Annotated in this window: 16 protein-coding genes; all 16 read left to right on the forward strand. The window is 38.0% G+C overall.

Translation table 11 applies throughout. From position 1 onward, the window contains the following. The first annotated feature begins 5 nt into the window (after nucleotides 1–5). The 16 genes from HMPREF9706_RS06000 (at nucleotide 6) to ftsH (ending at nucleotide 17,776) form a co-directional block, all read left to right on the forward strand. Entirely contained in the window at nucleotides 6–185 is a 180-nt protein-coding gene (locus HMPREF9706_RS06000) for a hypothetical protein (RefSeq protein WP_006908463.1), read from the forward strand. A gap of 57 nt (nucleotides 186–242) precedes the next feature. Then, nucleotides 243–1,517, forward strand: a complete 1,275-nt coding sequence (gene tyrS, locus HMPREF9706_RS06005) for a tyrosine--tRNA ligase (protein WP_006908464.1) — start codon at nucleotides 243–245, stop codon at nucleotides 1,515–1,517. Nucleotides 1,518–1,733: 216 nt separating this feature from the next. Further along, nucleotides 1,734–3,107: a C40 family peptidase gene (locus tag HMPREF9706_RS06010; protein ID WP_006908465.1), complete on the forward strand. Its 1,374-nt coding sequence runs from the start codon at nucleotides 1,734–1,736 to the stop codon at nucleotides 3,105–3,107. A 120-nt stretch (nucleotides 3,108–3,227) separates the two neighbouring features. Continuing rightward, nucleotides 3,228–5,249, forward strand: a complete 2,022-nt coding sequence (gene metG / locus HMPREF9706_RS06015) for a methionine--tRNA ligase (protein ID WP_006908466.1) — start codon at nucleotides 3,228–3,230, stop codon at nucleotides 5,247–5,249. Nucleotides 5,250–5,264: 15 nt separating this feature from the next. Continuing rightward, nucleotides 5,265–6,056 carry a TatD family hydrolase gene (locus HMPREF9706_RS06020; RefSeq protein ID WP_006908467.1) on the forward strand — a complete coding sequence of 264 codons (792 nt, stop codon included), beginning with the start codon at nucleotides 5,265–5,267 and terminating at the stop codon, nucleotides 6,054–6,056. Beyond that, nucleotides 6,049–6,636, forward strand: a complete 588-nt coding sequence (rnmV, locus tag HMPREF9706_RS06025; RefSeq protein ID WP_006908468.1) for a ribonuclease M5 — start codon at nucleotides 6,049–6,051, stop codon at nucleotides 6,634–6,636. Before HMPREF9706_RS06020 ends, rnmV begins: the two co-directional genes overlap by 8 nt. 40 nt (nucleotides 6,637–6,676) lie before the next feature. Further along, nucleotides 6,677–7,531: a 16S rRNA (adenine(1518)-N(6)/adenine(1519)-N(6))-dimethyltransferase RsmA gene (gene rsmA / locus HMPREF9706_RS06030; protein ID WP_231285895.1), complete on the forward strand. Its 855-nt coding sequence runs from the start codon at nucleotides 6,677–6,679 to the stop codon at nucleotides 7,529–7,531. A gap of 187 nt (nucleotides 7,532–7,718) precedes the next feature. Then, entirely contained in the window at nucleotides 7,719–7,946 is a 228-nt protein-coding gene (locus HMPREF9706_RS06035) for a Veg family protein (RefSeq protein ID WP_006908470.1), read from the forward strand. Between the two features lie 109 nt (nucleotides 7,947–8,055). Further along, a complete protein-coding gene (pth, locus tag HMPREF9706_RS06040; RefSeq protein WP_006908471.1) occupies nucleotides 8,056–8,622 on the forward strand; it encodes an aminoacyl-tRNA hydrolase in 567 nt (188 codons plus the stop codon). 41 nt (nucleotides 8,623–8,663) lie between these two features. Next, nucleotides 8,664–12,257 carry a transcription-repair coupling factor gene (gene mfd / locus HMPREF9706_RS06045; RefSeq protein ID WP_006908472.1) on the forward strand — a complete coding sequence of 1,198 codons (3,594 nt, stop codon included), beginning with the start codon at nucleotides 8,664–8,666 and terminating at the stop codon, nucleotides 12,255–12,257. Between the two features lie 2 nt (nucleotides 12,258–12,259). Continuing rightward, a complete protein-coding gene (locus tag HMPREF9706_RS06050; RefSeq protein WP_006908473.1) occupies nucleotides 12,260–12,505 on the forward strand; it encodes an RNA-binding S4 domain-containing protein in 246 nt (81 codons plus the stop codon). 76 nt (nucleotides 12,506–12,581) lie between these two features. Further along, nucleotides 12,582–12,983, forward strand: coding sequence for an FtsB family cell division protein (locus HMPREF9706_RS06055; RefSeq protein ID WP_231285858.1), 402 nt, complete (start codon nucleotides 12,582–12,584; stop codon nucleotides 12,981–12,983). Between the two features lie 32 nt (nucleotides 12,984–13,015). Then, nucleotides 13,016–13,519, forward strand: coding sequence for a S1 domain-containing RNA-binding protein (locus HMPREF9706_RS06060; protein ID WP_006908475.1), 504 nt, complete (start codon nucleotides 13,016–13,018; stop codon nucleotides 13,517–13,519). Between the two features lie 72 nt (nucleotides 13,520–13,591). Beyond that, the gene (gene tilS / locus HMPREF9706_RS06065) at nucleotides 13,592–15,046 is read left to right on the forward strand and encodes a tRNA lysidine(34) synthetase TilS (RefSeq protein ID WP_006908476.1); all 1,455 of its coding nucleotides are present in this window, start codon (nucleotides 13,592–13,594) and stop codon (nucleotides 15,044–15,046) included. A gap of 56 nt (nucleotides 15,047–15,102) precedes the next feature. Beyond that, nucleotides 15,103–15,645 carry a hypoxanthine phosphoribosyltransferase gene (gene hpt, locus HMPREF9706_RS06070; protein ID WP_006908477.1) on the forward strand — a complete coding sequence of 181 codons (543 nt, stop codon included), beginning with the start codon at nucleotides 15,103–15,105 and terminating at the stop codon, nucleotides 15,643–15,645. A 73-nt stretch (nucleotides 15,646–15,718) separates the two neighbouring features. Next, nucleotides 15,719–17,776 (forward strand): ATP-dependent zinc metalloprotease FtsH, encoded by a 2,058-nt coding sequence (gene ftsH / locus HMPREF9706_RS06075; RefSeq protein ID WP_006908478.1) that lies wholly within the window; start codon nucleotides 15,719–15,721, stop codon nucleotides 17,774–17,776. Nucleotides 17,777–17,857 lie beyond the last annotated feature (81 nt).

Raw genomic sequence — 17,857 nt, forward strand, 5'->3', positions numbered from 1 at the left:
GAGAAATGGAAAAGTGGGAGTATGAAGAAGCCATGACACAATGGATTCAAAAGGCCAAGGAATACCCAACGCGAGCCATTCTTAAAAATGCTGGATTGTTATATAAAGAACAGAAAAAAAGATTGGAAGATTATCAACAGCGATTAGATGGGCAAATGTGGCGCGTGAGTGATTGGAAAAAATAATTAAGATTTGCTATAATGTTTTAACTAAAGAAAAATCAAGTATAGAAGGAGAACATAATGTCGATTATTGAAGAGCTAGAATGGCGCGGAGCGGTCAATCAACAAACTGATGCAAAGGGATTAGCGGATTTATTAGCGAAAAAAGCGATTCATTTATATTGTGGCGTAGATCCTACGGGAGATTCAATGCATATTGGACATTTGATTCCATTTATGGTTTTGAAAAGATTTCAGCTTCAAGGGTATCATCCGGTTGTAGTTATTGGTGGAGCCACTGGTTCGATTGGTGACCCTTCTGGTCGAACGAGTGAACGGACGCTTCAAACAATGGATGTTGTTCGTAAAAACGCTGAAAAATTAACACAACAAATGGAAAAATTGTTTCTTAAAGGCGACACGAGTGAGAATTCCTTCCAAATTGTGAATAATAATGATTGGTTAAGTCAATTATCGGCTTTAGATTTTTTAAGGGATTATGGTAAACACTTTAATGTGAATACGATGTTAGCGAAGGACGTTGTCGCTTCGCGGTTGGATAATGGGATCTCCTTTACTGAGTTTGCCTATCAAATTCTTCAATCGATCGACTGTTTACATCTTTATAAAAATAATGAAGTTCAATTGCAAATCGGTGGAAGCGATCAATGGGGAAATATTACAGCTTCAATTGATTTCATTCGTCGTGTTGAGGGGCCGGAAGCCGAGGTCTATGGATTAACAATTCCCTTAATGCTTAAAGCTGATGGTACGAAGTTTGGTAAATCAGCTGGAGGTCAGACAGTATGGTTAGATGCAGAAAAGACAACCCCTTATGAGTTTTATCAGTTCTGGCTTAATCAAGCAGATGAAGATGTTGTAAAATATTTGAAATATTTTACTTTCTTAACGAAAGAAGAGATTGACCAATTAGCTGCAGAAGTTGAAAGTCAGCCTCATTTAAGACATGCTCAAAAACGCTTAGCTGAAGAAATCACTCAGTTTGTTCATGGTAGTGAAGCTTTAGCGGAAGCACAAAAAATTACTGAAGCTTTATTTACTGGTCAGGTTCAAGATTTAACCGCTAAACAAATTCAAGCTGGATTTCAAAATATGCCTCAGGCAAGTATTTCAGATCAGCCAACTAATATTGCTGTTTGGTTAGTGGATGCGGGAATTGTTTCTTCTCGTCGACAAGCGAGGGAGTTTATTGAAAACGGCGCTATATTACTGAACGGTCAAAAAGTAACCGATGTGGATTATGAGGTGTCTAAAGAAGATGCGATTGAAGGACGGTATATTTTAGTCCGTCGCGGAAAGAAGAATTATACCTTGGTTGAATTACAGGAAAATTAAGAGTTGAAAAACCGTTTAAGAAATAGTCTTTAAACGGTTTTTAAAATTATTAAAGAATTTCTAAAGAATATTTCTTGAAGATTTCAAATCCTATACGAATTGAAGAAAATAACCACATCAGAACAAGATTGTGTTAAAGTATGGATTGTGATGATAAAAATGGACTGATTGGATAGTCCAACCATAAATACATTAACGAACAAGGAGACTTTAACAATGAAGAAGGCAATTTCTAAAAAGATGATGAAAACATTGTTGTGTTCTACTTTGCTTGTGACAGCTATTAATCCAATGTTTATAAAAGCACAAGATTTGGCTGATTCAAAGAATTTAAGTCCAGAACAGACAAGGTTATATGCACAATTAGCCAACGCATATCATTCTGTTGACAGCATTAAGGCTCAAGCTGCTGAATTGCAGGAAGCTATTCAAGCAGATGATGAAAAAATCGCTGTTTTAGGTCAAGAAATTTCTGAATTAGAAGCTCTAATTGAAAAACGCCAACAACTAATTGCTGATCAAGCTGTGGCCATTCAAAAGAATGGGGGCACATCAAATTATCTTAGTGTGCTAGCTTCATCAACTTCTATTTCGGATTTTGTTGGTCGGATGGATGTAATTCGTAAGTTAGTATCTTCTAATAAGGATCTACTAGCTCAGCAAAAAGAAGATAAAGAAACATTAGAATCAAAAATTTCCGAGACCAAAGTAGCAAAGCAAGCGAAAGTGGATTCGATGGTTAGTTTAGAGGCCTTAAAAGGCGATTTAGAAGCTCAAAGTGCTTTGGTAGAATCGAACTATAATCAATTAGTTACAGAAGGACAATTAGATCAAGCTGAATTACAAGCATTAGAAGCTGAAAAACAAAACTATGAAGCAGACCTAGTTGTTTCCAATCCAGAAGCGAGTCAAGAAACAAGCCAAGTGCTTGATCCTCAAGTAACGAGCGCTGAAACCACTTCAGTTGCTCCAGCAGTTAGCTCTCAAGAAGTGCTTGAAACAAGTGAAATAGTAGAAACTAGTCAAGAGTCTGTTCAAGAAGCAACAACAACTTCACAATGGCAAGAGACGACCCAAGAAGTTGTAGAAACAACGCAAGCTCCTGTAAGTACTCAAGAAGTTGTAGAAACAACACAAGCGCCACAAACAGTCGTGGAAGAAACCGTTGAAACGACTGCAGCTCCTGTTCAAGAAGTGGTGGAAACAACGACAGCACCGGCACCTTCTACTGCAAACCTTGGAGATGTAATCTCTAATGCACAGAAATATTTGGGTGTTCCTTATGTGTGGGGTGGAAAATCGCCTTCAGGTTTTGATTGTTCAGGTTTCGTTCAATATGTTTATCGTGAGACTTATGGTATGGAAATTGGTGGATGGACTGGTGCTCAACAGAATGCAGGAACACGAATTTCAGTTGCAGAAGCACAACCTGGAGATCTTTATTTCTGGGCAGATGGATCTGGAGGCACTTATCATGTAGCCTTAGCAACAGGTGGTGGTTCTTATATTCATGCTCCTCAACCAGGTCAATCTGTAAGTTATGGTAGCGTTTCTGGATATGCACCACAATTTGCCGTAAGATTACGTTAATAGAATTTTAAAAGACTAGGGTGTTCCTAGTCTTTTTTTATGGATAGGAATCGCTTCATATTAAGACTAGTATGTTATAATAAGAGGTAATTCTTAGTTTTAAATAGGAGGTAGCGTTTCGTGACCGAAAAACCAACATTTTATATTACAACTCCCATCTATTATCCATCTGGACGTTTGCATATAGGAAATTCCTATACTACTTTGGCTTGTGATGCCATGGCTCGTTATAAGCGATTAAAAGGATATGATGTTCATTTTCTAACTGGAACCGATGAGCATGGTCAAAAGATTGAGAAAAAAGCAGCTGAACTTGGGATGGAACCGCAGGCCTATGTGGATAAAATGGCGGATGCTATTCGTGATTTATGGCAACTTTTGGGAATTTCAAATGATCAATTCATCCGTACGACCGATGAAGCTCATGAAAAAGCGGTTCAGGGGATTTTTCAAAGGCTATTAGATCAAGGCGACATTTATCTTGGAGAGTATGAGGGTTGGTACTCTGTCTCCGATGAGGAATACTTTACTGAAACACAGCTGTCGGAAGTGTTTCGTGATGAGTCCGGTAAAGTGATTGGTGGAATTGCACCTAGTGGGCATGAGGTTGAGTTAGTGAAGGAAGAATCCTATTTCTTCAAATTAGGTAAATATGCTGAGCGTCTGATTGATTATTATCATTCTAGTGAAGATGTTATTATACCAGGATTTCGTAAGAATGAGATGATTAATAACTTTATTAAGCCTGGCTTATCTGACTTAGCTGTATCTAGAACATCATTTTCATGGGGAGTTCCTGTTAAGTCGGATCCAAAGCATGTCATCTATGTTTGGATTGATGCTTTATCCAATTATATTACCGCTTTAGGTTACCCTGACCAAGAAAATGAGGCGTTTAAGAAGTATTGGCCAGCGGATGTTCATATGATTGGAAAGGATATTTCGCGTTTTCATATGATTTATTGGCCAGCAATTTTAATGGCTTTAGATTTGCCATTACCTAAACATATTTATGCACATGGTTGGATTGTTATGAAGGATGGAAAGATGTCTAAATCCAAGGGGAATGTTATTTATCCTGAGACATTGATTGAACGTTATGGACTCGATGCAGTACGGTATTATTTATTGCGTGAAATGTCCCAAGGAAATGATACAGTCTTTACTCCGGAGGATTTTATTACGTGTATTAATTCAGAATTGGCTAATGATTTAGGTAATTTATTAAATCGAACAGTTGCTATGATTAACAAGTATCAAAATGGTAGTGTTAAAAATTATTTTGATTGTGTTGAAGAGGACCAGTTTGAACAGAATTTAAAAGCCTTCTTTGATAAGGAATACTCGGCCTATTTAGAGTCTATGGAGAAGATGGCTTTTGATCAAGCTTTGGATCACTTGATGGCGATGGTCAGTCGAGCCAACAAATATATTGATGAAACACAGCCGTGGATATTAGCTAAAGAAGCAGATAATAAGAAATTGCCTGTCGTTTTATTCTATTTAGCAGAAAGTTTAAGATTTATTGGTCACTTATTAAGGCCTTTTATGATTAATACCCCAAAAGAAATTTTCCGTCAATTAGGTATTGAGGATGAAGTGTCCACTGATTTAAGTGGTTTAGCTTTCGGTCATTTTCCAAAGGAAAGCCAAGTAGTATCCAATGGTGTGCCTATTTTCCCACGACTCGATGTTGAAGAAGAACAGGCCTATATTCTTAAGGAAATGACTGGGAAATCTAACCAGGATCAGTCAAACTCATCACGAAAATTGGATGACCCTGATTGGGATTTAGAATCTTTAAATCTTGATGCTACCATTGAATTTGATGATTTTATTAAGACTGAATTGAAGGTTGCACAGGTGATGGATGTTGCTCCGGTAAAAGGATCGAATAAATTATTACGATTTAGATTAGATGCCGGCGAATCAGTAGATCGTCAGATCTTGTCAGGGATTGCCAAGTATTATCCAGATCACGAAGCATTAATAGGACGTAAGCTGATTATTGTATCAAATCTTAAACCACGAAAAATGATGGGCTATTGGAGCCAGGGAATGATTTTATCTGCAGAGTCTGGAAAAGATCTCCACCTAGTCTTTGCTCCAGATGAAAGCCAAAATGGTGCCTTAATTGGATAATTGACAGGAGGATCTATGAAGTTATTTGATACGCATACACATTTAAATGCGGATGAATTTGCTGGTAAAGAGGATATATATATAGAAAACGCTGCTCAAGCTGGCGTTAAAGCGATGGCGGTCGTAGGATTTGATCGCCCGACGATTCAAAAGACCTTGGAATTAAGCCAGAGTTATGCACAGGTGATATCGGTAGTGGGCTGCCACCCCACGGAGTCTCTAACATACGATCAAAACTTTGAAAAGGATCTTCATCATTGGTTAGAATTACCACGCGTATTTATGTTAGGAGAAATCGGTTTAGACTATCATTGGGATACAGCACCGCGCGATGTTCAAATGAAGGTGTTCAGAAGACAAATAGCGATTGCTAAAGAGCATCAAATTCCTATCACTATTCATAATCGCGAAGCGACTGAAGATGTTTATCGAATTTTAAAAGAAGAAGGAGTTCCGGATGCAGGCGGGATTATGCATTCCTTTGGTGAAGGACCTGAAATCGCTAAACGCTTTTTGGATTTAGGCATGCATCTGTCTTTTTCAGGAGTAGTCACTTTTAAGAAGACGGTTGAAGTTCGTGAAGCCGCAAAGATTGTACCACTTGACCATTTGCTAATAGAAACGGACGCTCCTTATTTAGCACCTGTTCCAAAAAGAGGTAAAATGAATGAGCCGGCATATGTTCGTTATGTCGCAGAGCTCTTGGCTTCATTAAGAGAAATGTCACTTGAAGACTTTGCTACACAAACTTATCAGAATGCTTGCAAATTATTTTCTTGGGCGCCGGAGGAATCATTAGATGCATGAGTTATCCCACATCCCCGAAGAAGTGATTATTGTTGAAGGACGCGATGATACAAAACGTTTGATCGAGACTTATGGAAATCAAGTTAAAACGATTGAAACGAATGGATCGGCGATTGATACCTCGATTTTGCAACGTATCAAGAGGGCACAAGAACAATTTGGTGTGATTGTATTTACAGATCCCGATTTTGCCGGGCAAAAAATACGGCGAACGATTATCCGAGCGGTTCCACAAGCCAAAGAAGCTTTTTTGACACAAGAAGAAGCAAATCCTCATCGGCGGAATCATTCTTTGGGTATTGAACATGCGAGCCCAGCAGTAATTCGCCAAGCCATTGATCGGATTAGCCAACGTATGACTGATACTGAGTCGGAAGAAATTAGCCAAGCGACGTTAATCAAATTAAAGTTAATTGGTCATCCTAAAGCGTCTATGCATCGAAAGAAACTTGCGCAGGTATTTAATCTAGGACATGTAAACGGAAAGCAGTTACGGAAGCAGTTGATGCGTTATGGGATCACAGAAGAACAATTAGTGCGCTATATGAAAGAGGTTGACTTACTTGAAGAAGGAAGCTAGCTATAATTTTATTGCTAAACCAAGCCAGACGGCTGCGATTATGAAAAAATATGGACTAAAAATGAAAAAAAGTCTTGGTCAAAACTTTCTGATTGAACCTCAAATATTGAATAAAATGGTCGATCTTGCTGATATTGATAAAAATTGTACTGTTATTGAGATTGGACCAGGAATCGGTGCTTTGACTCAATTTTTAGCCATGCGTGCTAAAAGGGTGATTGCCTTCGAAATCGATCAGCGGTTTGTAGAAATTTTGTCGGAAACCTTGGTTGATTTTGATAATGTAACTGTGATTGCAGAGGATATTCTAAAGGTTGATTTTTCAAAAGAAGCTTATAAAGGCTTATTGGAAGAACCTTTAATGGTAGTAGCTAATTTGCCTTATTATATTACTACCCCGATTATTATGCATTTACTACAAAGTGAGTTACCTTTTCAATCCTTGGTGATGTTGATGCAGAAGGAAGTAGCCCAAAGGATGACAGCTAGCGTTGGAACGAAAGCTTATAACTCGTTATCGGTTGCTATTCAAATGCAAATGGCTAGTCAATATGCCTTTGTAGTACCTAGAACAGTGTTTATTCCACAGCCAAAAGTAGATTCAGCGGTTTTGAAGTTAACCCGTTTACCGCAAAAGAGAGTGGTAGTAGCTGATGATCGACTTTTTGAACGATTTGTCCAACAATGTTTTAAGCAACGGCGAAAGACTTTATGGAATAACTTAAAGAGCGGTCTGTCTCAAGTGGTTGGCTTAGATGGGGCTGATTCTTTGGAGCAAGCTTTTAAAACGACGGGAATTGATCCTCAAAGAAGGGCGGAAACACTGACAGTTGAAGAGTTTGCGGCTCTTTTTCGTGCAATACCGTTAGGATGGTTAGAGACTTTGGAAGTTTAATATGAATGATAAAGGTTGCAGTTTTATTACTAGTTATATTGGGAATGAGCTGGATATTTATCAGGGCTAGCTATTGGTGTACAAAATAAAATTTCTAAATTATCCAAAAACAATTGCAAGAACAATCAACTTATGCTATATTGATTTATTTATCAATTTATGATATAATGGTTCGAGAGGTGATGAGATGCCAAAGGATCTGTTAGAAATAAAATCAATGCTTGATGGTAAGTTGGGCGAAGACATTGTAGTCACTGTTCAAATGGGACGGAAGAAAAAAAGGGAACGACGGGGAATTCTTACAGAAACCTATCGATCTATTTTTATTGTTGACTTGAAAGAGAGCGATAATGTGGATCGGGTTTCTTTTTCTTATAGAGATGTCTTAACAAATGCGGTTGAAATAGAGTTTTAGAAGGTGCAATTTGACCTGTAGATTAAGTTATTAATCTACGGGTTTTTATTTGCTTAGGGTAATGCTTGGTATATGCTATAATGTTTTAAGATGAGTGAGGAGTTGAAGTATGAAATTAATTGTTGGTTTAGGTAATCCAGGCGAGCAGTATTCCAAAACACGACATAATATTGGTTTTTCAGTGATTGATCAATTATTATCAGATAACCAATTAATGATGGATAAACAAAAGTTTAATGCAGATTATACGATTTGGAGATTAGCTGAGGATAAAGTCTTTTTAGTTAAGCCTTATACCTATATGAATAATTCAGGTGAAGCAGTCTTGCCGTTAATGTCTTATTTTAATGTATCAGCTGATGACCTATGTGTTGTTTATGATGATATGGATTTAGCGTTGGGGCGTCTAAGATTGAGGACCAAAGGGTCTGCAGGTGGACATAATGGGATGAAAAGCATGATCAATCTTTTGGGAACTTCTGAATTTAAGCGAATTCGCATTGGAATTGGGCACCCTGAAGGTCCTTATAAGGTAGTAGACCATGTTTTATCAGCTTTTACACCGAGTGAGCAATTATTAGTTGATCAGTCTGTAGATAAAGCGGCACAAGCAATTGATGATTGGGTAAAGGGTGCTTCTTTTGAGGAGGTTATGAAGGAATATAATCAAAAGTAGTTACTATTATTTTCAAAGAGTAGAAAGGTAAGGAAGAGGATATGCTCGAAAAATTACAGACAAGGGCATTTGATCAGACTATTGACAGTATGCTTCAAGCGCCTGCTGATAAACAAGGCACATACCATCATTTAATCACGGGCCTTGATGGATCCGCAAAATCTATTTTTATTGCGGAATTGTATAAAAAAAATCCAAGACAGTTACTCATAATCGAGCCTAATCGAAATCGTCGTCAAGCACTTTATGATGATTTAAATGCCTTACTACCTCAAAACCAAGTATTAAGTTTTCCTTGTGAAGAGAATGTCGCTTTAGAATATTCAACGGCTTCCTTTGATGGGATCGCTCAACGAGTAGAGACCCTTCAGACCTTAATTTCAGGCGAAAAGGTCATTGTTGTTGCCGGAGTTAATGCGCTTAGAAAGCGTCTAATGCCGATTGCGGATTGGAAAGATAATCAACTCATCTTAAGTCTGGGTTGTGAAATAACACGTGACGACCTGGAGCGTAAATTGTTTAATTTGGCTTATCAACGAGTAGATATGGTGCAATCTCCTGGGGAATATTCGATTCGAGGAAGTATTATTGATTATTATCCCTTAAATAGTGAACACCCGATTCGCTTGGATTTTTTTGATACGGAATTAGATTCGATTCGTTACTTTGATGCACAGACTCAAACTTCCTTAGAAAATATTAACGAAGTTATGCTTGAGCCAGTTAAAGACATCCTATTTAATCAAGAAAAACAATTAGCCGTGAGTGAGTCTATTAAAGAGGCGGTTTCTAAACAAGTGAGTCATTTGAAAGACGCTGATCTTGTCAAAACGCTTAGTCAGCGAATGAATGATCAATTAGAAGATTTAGCAAAAGGAGGAAGTTTAGTACTCCCTGAAGCCTTTCTTTCTTTTTATGATACGGTAGGGACATCTCTATTGGATTATATGGAAGAAGGGGCATGTTTGCTTGTGAGTGAATTTGATAGAGTCCATCAAGAAGAGTTGCATTTGATCGAAAGCGATCAGTTTTGGATCGAAGATCAAATTAATCAAGGAAACTTATTGCCGGGTCAGAAGCTCCATTTGTCTGCTTTTGATCAAATTAAAGGCTGTCAAAAGAGGACGGTTTACTTATCCCTTATTCAAAAAGGACTTGGCAAAATGAAGTTTTCAAGTCTTCATTCATTTCAGTATCGCTCAATGACCCCTTTCTTCAATCAGATGGCTTTAGTTAAACCTGAAATAGATCACTGGTTGAAAGAAGGCCAGGTTATTCAAGTGGTGGTTGATAATAAAGAAAGAGCTAAAAAGCTTGAACAAATTTTTAATGAGTATCAAATTCAGCCGATTTATCATCAACAGGATGAAAAAATTTATCAAGGGGCCATTAATGTTTTAGAAGGACACTTGACTAACGGCTTTGAATTGCCTCTTGATAAATGGGTAGTTATCACCGAAAAGGAACTTTTTAATCGAATAAAAAAACATCAAGCTAAGCGTCAAAAACTATCTAATGCGGAACGGATCAAGTCGTATAATGAGTTAGAAGTAGGCGATTATGTGGTTCATGTAAACCACGGGATTGGTCGCTATATTGGCATGGAAACGATGGAAATCTCAGGAGTTCATCGTGACTTAATAGCCATTGAATATCAACAAAATGCGAAAGTTATGATTCCAGTCGATCAGATCCACTTGATTCAAAAATATGTGTCATCTGGCGAAGCGAAGACACCCAAATTACATAAGTTGGGTGGTAGTGAGTGGGTTAAGACGAAGCAAAAAGTTTCCAGTAAAATTGAGGATATTGCAGATGAACTCATTGAGTTATATGCCAAGCGTGAACAAGAAAAAGGCTATGCCTTTAGTATGGATACACCAGAACAGCTAGAATTTGAAAAAGCTTTTCCTTATATTGAAACACCAGACCAATTGCAAACATCTTCTGAAATTAAAAAGGACATGGAAAAGGATCGCCCGATGGATCGTTTGTTAGTAGGGGATGTCGGTTACGGTAAAACAGAGGTTGCGATGCGAGCGATTTTTAAGGCAGTTATGGATGGCAAACAGGTCGCTTTTTTGGTTCCGACCACGATCTTAGCGCAACAACACTATCAGTCTCTTTTGGAACGTTTTGCAGATTATCCTTTTGAGATCAGAATGTTAAGTCGTTTTGCGAGTCAAAAGGAGCAAAAGGAGACGATTAAAGGACTAAAAACGGGTGCCTGCCAGGTTGTGGTAGGGACACATCGTTTATTATCCAAAGATGTGACCTTTCTTGATTTAGGTTTGATGGTAGTCGATGAAGAGCAGCGTTTTGGTGTTAAACATAAAGAACGACTTAAGCAGTTAAAATCGCAAGTAGATGTGTTGACTTTAACGGCAACGCCGATACCACGAACGCTTCATATGGCTATGGTAGGGGTAAGAGATTTATCGGTTATTGAAACCCCACCCTCTAATCGTTATCCGGTCCAAACCTATGTTATGGAACAAAATGAAGCCGCTATTAAATTTGCTATTGAACGAGAAATTGATCGTGGCGGTCAATGCTTTTATCTTTATAATCGAGTGGCTTCCATCTATCATCGAGCAGATCAATTGAGCCAATTAGTACCTGAAGCGAGAGTGGCAGTTGCTCATGGGCAGATGTCTGAAGTAGAATTAGAGAATGTCTTGTATGAGTTTATTCAAGGAAATTATGATGTCTTGGTGACAACTACTATCATTGAAACCGGAGTAGATATTCCAAATGTTAATACTCTCTTTATCGAAAAAGCGGATCGGATGGGACTATCAACGCTCTACCAATTAAGAGGAAGGGTAGGACGAACTAACCGTCTAGCATATGCTTATTTGATGTATGATCCTATGAAGCAGTTGAGTGAAATTTCTGAAAAGCGACTCAATGCGATTCGTGAATTTACGGAATTAGGATCAGGTTTTAAAATTGCTATGCGGGATCTAAGTATTCGAGGAGCTGGAAATCTATTAGGATCTCAACAGTCAGGATTTATCGATTCAGTCGGCTTTGATCTTTACTCACAAATGTTACGAGAAGCGATTGATCGACGTCAAGGTAAGCAAAATATGCTTGAAAACTTGAATCAGTCTGTTGTTGAAATTGATCTAAGTATTGATGCCTATATTCCAGATAGCTATATCTCGGATGAAAGGCAGAAAATCGCCGCCTACAAGATGCTACAAAAAATGGATGGTATGGAGGAATATCGTGAAATTCAAGATCAATGGATCGATCGTTATGGTGAATTTCCAGATGAAGTGGCTAATTTACTAGATATTGCTCTATTACGTTATTATGCAAGCCGATCAGGTGTGTTAAAATTAACGCGTAACCATCAATCGATAGTGGTAATGTTCAACTCGATTGCGAGTCAGTATTTCTATGGTCCTAAAGTTTATGAAGCCTTAGAAAATGTTAAAGCTCGAGAAAAAGTCATTCTGAATAAGGACCAACTCCAGGTAAAATTATTAGTTCAGGGCAAGGAAGCGGATCAAATTTTGAGTTTGTTGATTAAATTTATGAGCCAAGCGAGCGACTTATTACAAAACCACAAAGAACAAGAGCAAAAGATGCAGGAGACATTTAAGATAGAAAACCAAAGGAGATAAAAATGCGATTAGATAAATTTTTGAAGGTATCTCGAATTATTAAACGGCGAACCGTTGCCAAAGAAGTCGCGGATCAAGGTCGTGTTCAGATTAATGGTCAAGTGGCTAAATCAAGTAGTACGGTTAAAGTAGGGGATTTAATTCAAATCGAATTTGGAAATCGCCTGTTAAAAATTCGAGTAAAAGCGATTAAAGAGACGAGTAAGAAAGATGAGGCTCAGGAGCTCTACGAAGAAGTCAATGATTAATTACTCAATTTTAATATTTGATCGTGCATTCTAAGACAAAGACTGATATACTCTAGATGAGAAAGCGGTGATACTTATGTCAGAAATCGTTAAAAATCAAAAAATTATAAATTTTGAAAAACCAAAAGCAAGTCAAGTTTCTACTGAAATGCATATGAAGAAAGCAAAGCGAAGCTATATGAGTTTCTTTGTACATTTTGCAGCTATTATTTGTTTGGCTTTTGCTTTAATTTCTTGTGTGCGTGCACATAAGGCACTTTCTCAAAGTCAAGCCCAGTTAACGGAAGCGCAAACCGCTTTTAAACAGACTCAAAACAAGTATCAAGCTGTTCAGCTTGAGTATCAGCGTTCTCAAGATCCTGAATATCTTGCCAAATTAGCTCGGAGGGATTATTTTTATTCTAAAGAGGGCGAGATTATCTTTGATATTGAGTCAGATAAGATGGATGATTATCAAATATTTTCAAATACTAAATAATATTTAATAATAGCAGGAGGAATTTCATAATTATGTCGGTTGAAGTAGGACAAAAATTAAAAGGGAAAGTAACGGGAATCAAAAATTTTGGTGCATTTGTTGCTTTAGAAAATAAGCAATCCGGTCTTGTGCATATTAGCGAAGTTTCGGAGGATTATGTACAAGATATCAACGATCTATTAAGTCTCGGTGATGAAGTGACGGTGAAGGTTATTTCGGTCGCAGAAGATGGTAAAATCGGATTGTCCATCCGACAAGCTAAGGATAAACCTGCAGTTGATAAATCGAAAATGAAGAAGTTCGATGTTCAAGAAGCAAAGCCAACACGGCTGTCAAAATCAAACTTTGTTAAAGATGACCAGAATAAAAAAGAAAACTTTCCAAATCAAAACGTTACTGGAAAGTATGCTCAAAAAAGTAATGATGATTTTGACCGATTAATGAGTAATTTTTTGAAAGATTCAGAAGATCGTTTAGCTTCGCTAAGGCGTAATACAGAAGGCAAACGAGGCGGACGGGGCGGACGACGTAGTTAATAATTTATTCCTAAAAGAACTGCAAGAACGCGATATTATTCTGCAGTTCTTATTTATTTTAGGAGGGATAGAATGGAGCCGATTTTAAGACAATTCAAAACACAATTAGAAACTTGGCCGGAATGGCAAACGGCCCAAAAAATTGTACTGGCAGTCTCTGGTGGGGTTGATTCGATGGTCTTAATGCGGTTAATGTTGGAATTGTGTCACTTACAGGAATACAAGGACCGCCACTTAGTGATAGCTCACTTTAACCATTGCTTACGATCAAAAGAAATTCATGATTTTGAGCGAGATATGGTCATTAAATCAGCAAAAGAAATGAATTTGACCTATTTTGTTTCTAAATGGGAAAATCCCAGTGAAAGTAATATTGAAGCAAATGCTAGATATGCCAGGTATCGGTTCTTGGCGGATGTCGTTGATGCAACGCAGGCGGATTGCCTAATGACGGCCCATCATTTAGATGATGCAGTCGAAACGGTCTTTATGCGTTTAATTCGAGGAGCTTCCATTAGAGGATTGATGGGGATGCCCAGTCATTATCAACGTCTATTAGAAACTTCCAAGGGAAAACATGTTAGTGTGTCGATTTTACGACCTTTAATTGGCTTTCGTAAGGAACAATTATATGACTATGCGCATAAAAATAATTTAGCTTACAATGAAGATGACAGCAATCACCAACCAAATCATCTAAGAAATCGTATTAGAAATGACTATCTACCCCTTTTTGAGAGTGAGAATCCTCAATTTTTTCAAAATCTAGTTTCAATGCAGAAGCAGCTTCAGCTGGCTTACCAGGCTTTATACTCAATGTATATACGTAAAGAGCCCTTGTTAGTGGGGGTTATTAAAGAGGGCGTTTGGGTGTTAGATGTGAAAGCTTGGTGTGATCTTGAAGCAGAAATTCGACGAACTTTTTTGACGATTTTTTTTGAAGAGCGTTTCTTGCCTGAAGTCGGGCAATATGATAAGGATATTATTCAGGGTATAGAAGATCAGATGCTCAATGCAGTTAATCCTAATCACACTTTAAATTTATCCAAAGGTTGGATCGCACGTAGAGAGTATGATTTTATTTATATTGAGTCTCAGTTAATGCGTCCGATAGTCAAAGATAAAAAAGTAGAACTTAATCAGCTTGATAAGTGGTATAGTCTTGATAATGGTTTATGGATTGGACTTTTTAATGCTAACTATGTGAATAACCAGATGCGCCAGTCAGTTGACCAATATGTGACCTTGGATCTTAGTTCGTTGGACCACCCTATTCACTTTTCCGTTCGTCATCGTCAAGCGGGTGACGTGATGGAGTTAGCTTCAAAAGAAGGTCTATATCATAAAAAAGTGTCACGGATTATGATTGATGAAAAAGTACCGCCTGCTTTAAGAGAACAAATGTGGTTGGTTGTTAATGATCAAGAAGCGGTTATTTGGTTAATTGGCCAACAAATTTCAGCGACCTATCAACCAAAAAATCCACAAAATGTGACCCATTATTTACTGTTGCAGAAGATGTATTAGCTAGTCTGAATATAAAAACACTTAAGTGTAATTATAGATTGATAGGGGGAGAAGAAATGTTAGAAAAAGATATCGAACGTGTTTTAGTGACTGAAGAGGAATTGGCAGAGGCCGTCAAACGTTTAGGAGAAGCGATTACTCGAGATTACCAGGGCAAAGAGGTATTGGTCGTTGGTATTCTAAGAGGTGCTTCGCTTTTTATGGCAGATGTGATTCGTCAAATTGACTGTTATCTAGAGATTGATTTTATGGATGTTTCATCATACGGAACAGCTACAGAATCCTCTGGAGAAGTGAAAATTATTAAGGATTTAGATACGAGTGTGGAAGGTAAGCACGTTTTAATTGTGGAAGATATTATTGATACAGGTCGAACTTTGCAGTATTTGATAAATCTTTTAAAAGTCCGCAAAGCTGCCTCGATTAAGATTTGTAGCTTGCTTGACAAGCCTTCGCGCCGAATTATGACCGATGTTATCGTGGATTATGTTGGTGTCAAAGTGCCTAATGAATTTGTTGTGGGTTATGGCTTGGATTATGAACAGAAGTATCGTAATCTTCCTTATATTGGTGTCTTAAAAGAATCGATATATTCTTAAAGCAATTAGTGGTAGTTTTATCGATAGTCTGCTAACATAGTGTTATTATAAAAATTAAGGAGCAATGTTGTCAATGCAAAAACCAAATCGAAATCGTAATCCGTTTCGTAACACTTTGACCTATCTAATATTAGGATTAGCCCTATTAGGTCTTTTTAGTGCTATGACAGGCGGAGGTTCCTTACTAGGGAACATGAAAGAAATTACATCGAGTGAATTTATGACTCAACTTGAAGCCGGTAAAATCGAGGAATTTGAAGTTCAGATTGGCTCGGGTGTGTATCATATAAAAGGAAAATATGTCAAAGACTCTGGGCAGAAAAAGGAAGAAAATGAACAATATGTTCAAATTTTTCAAGGTTCACCGAATGAACGAACGTTTTCGACAGATATTCTAGGTAATGATGCTACACTTGATCACGTTTCTCAAGTTGCAAAGGAGCAGGGAACTAAATTTAAAGCTCTTCCTGAATCTTCAGTGGGATTATGGCTGAATTTTTTACCGGTTTTACTAATGGTTGTTCCGGTCTTCTTTTTAATGTATACCATGATGCAATCGAGTGGCAATGGCCGAGGGATGATGAACTTTGGCAAAAGCAAATCAAAAGATATCTCAAAACAAAAAGTAAAAGTGAAATTTACCGATGTGGCGGGGGCAGAAGAAGAAAAGCAAGAATTAGTTGAAATTGTTGAGTTTTTAAAAGATCCTAAGCGCTTTACAAAATTAGGAGCACGGATCCCCGCGGGCGTTTTACTAGAAGGCCCCCCAGGGACCGGGAAAACCTTGCTAGCTAAGGCGGTAGCCGGTGAAGCAGGCGTTCCTTTCTTTTCAATCTCTGGTTCCGAATTTGTTGAAATGTTTGTCGGTGTAGGAGCATCGCGAGTTCGTGACTTATTTGAAAATGCTAAGAAAAATGCGCCATCGATTATTTTTATTGATGAAATTGATGCTGTTGGACGTCAAAGAGGTGCTGGCCTAGGAGGCGGTCATGACGAGCGAGAACAAACCTTGAATCAATTGTTAGTTGAAATGGATGGGTTTGAGGGGAATGAAGGTGTTATTGTCATTGCTGCAACCAACCGTTCAGATGTCTTGGACCCTGCTTTATTAAGACCAGGACGTTTTGACCGTCAGATTTTAGTAGGAAACCCTGATGTTAAGGGGCGTGAAGCCATTCTTAAAGTTCACGCACGAAATAAGAAATTGGCGAAAGACGTCGATTTAAAAGTGATTGCTCAACAAACACCTGGATTTTCGGGAGCGGACTTAGAGAACCTATTAAACGAAGCAGCTCTTTTGGCTGCACGATTTAATCGAACCATGATTTATGCTCAGGATATCGATGAAGCTCATGACCGAGTGATTGCGGGCCCTGCCAAAAAGGATAAAGTAATATCTGAGGAACAACGACGTATTGTGGCCTTCCACGAGGCGGGACATACGGTTATAGGAATGGTATTAAGTAAAGCACGAACCGTCCATAAAGTAACCATTGTACCAAGAGGTCGTGCTGGGGGCTATGCTATTATGCTACCTAAAGAAGATCAATACATTGTGACCTATGAGGAACTTTTTGAACAAGTAGTAGGTCTTTTAGGCGGTAGATCGGCAGAAGAAATCGTCTTTAATCATCAATCGACAGGAGCTAGCGACGACTTCCGACAAGCGACTGCTATTGTGAGAAGCATGGTCATGAAATATGGTATGTCTGAAAAAATTGGAGCGGTTCAGTATGAGAGTGATAGTAAACCTTTTGCAGGTCGTCAGTATGGTTCAGGAAATCATCCCGATTATTCTCAAGAAGTTGCGTATGAAATGGATAAGGAAATTCATCGAATAATGGGTGAAGCGCATGAGGAAGCTTTAAAAATTATCAACGAGCATCGTGAGCAGCTTAATACGATTGCTGAAAAATTATTGGAATTAGAAACGCTAGATGCTCGTCAAATCAAGTCGTTATTTGAAACAGGTGAAATGCCTCAAGCTATTGAAAAGGATGAACAGAAAGAATCAAACTCATTGACTTTGGATGATCCAGTAGATAGTTCGACTAAGAAGGAAGAATCGACTTCGAATGTTTCGGATCATGCTGCTGATAGTTCTGGAGAGGATTCATCAGACGAAGATTAAAAACTTATTGATTTAAAAGAGTTATAACCAGTTGGTTGTAGCTCTTTTTTGTTGAGAGATCATGTATTTCTTAACGAGTTT

This window comes from Facklamia hominis CCUG 36813, assembly GCF_000301035.1.
In the GTDB taxonomy this organism is placed as follows: domain Bacteria; phylum Bacillota; class Bacilli; order Lactobacillales; family Aerococcaceae; genus Facklamia; species Facklamia hominis.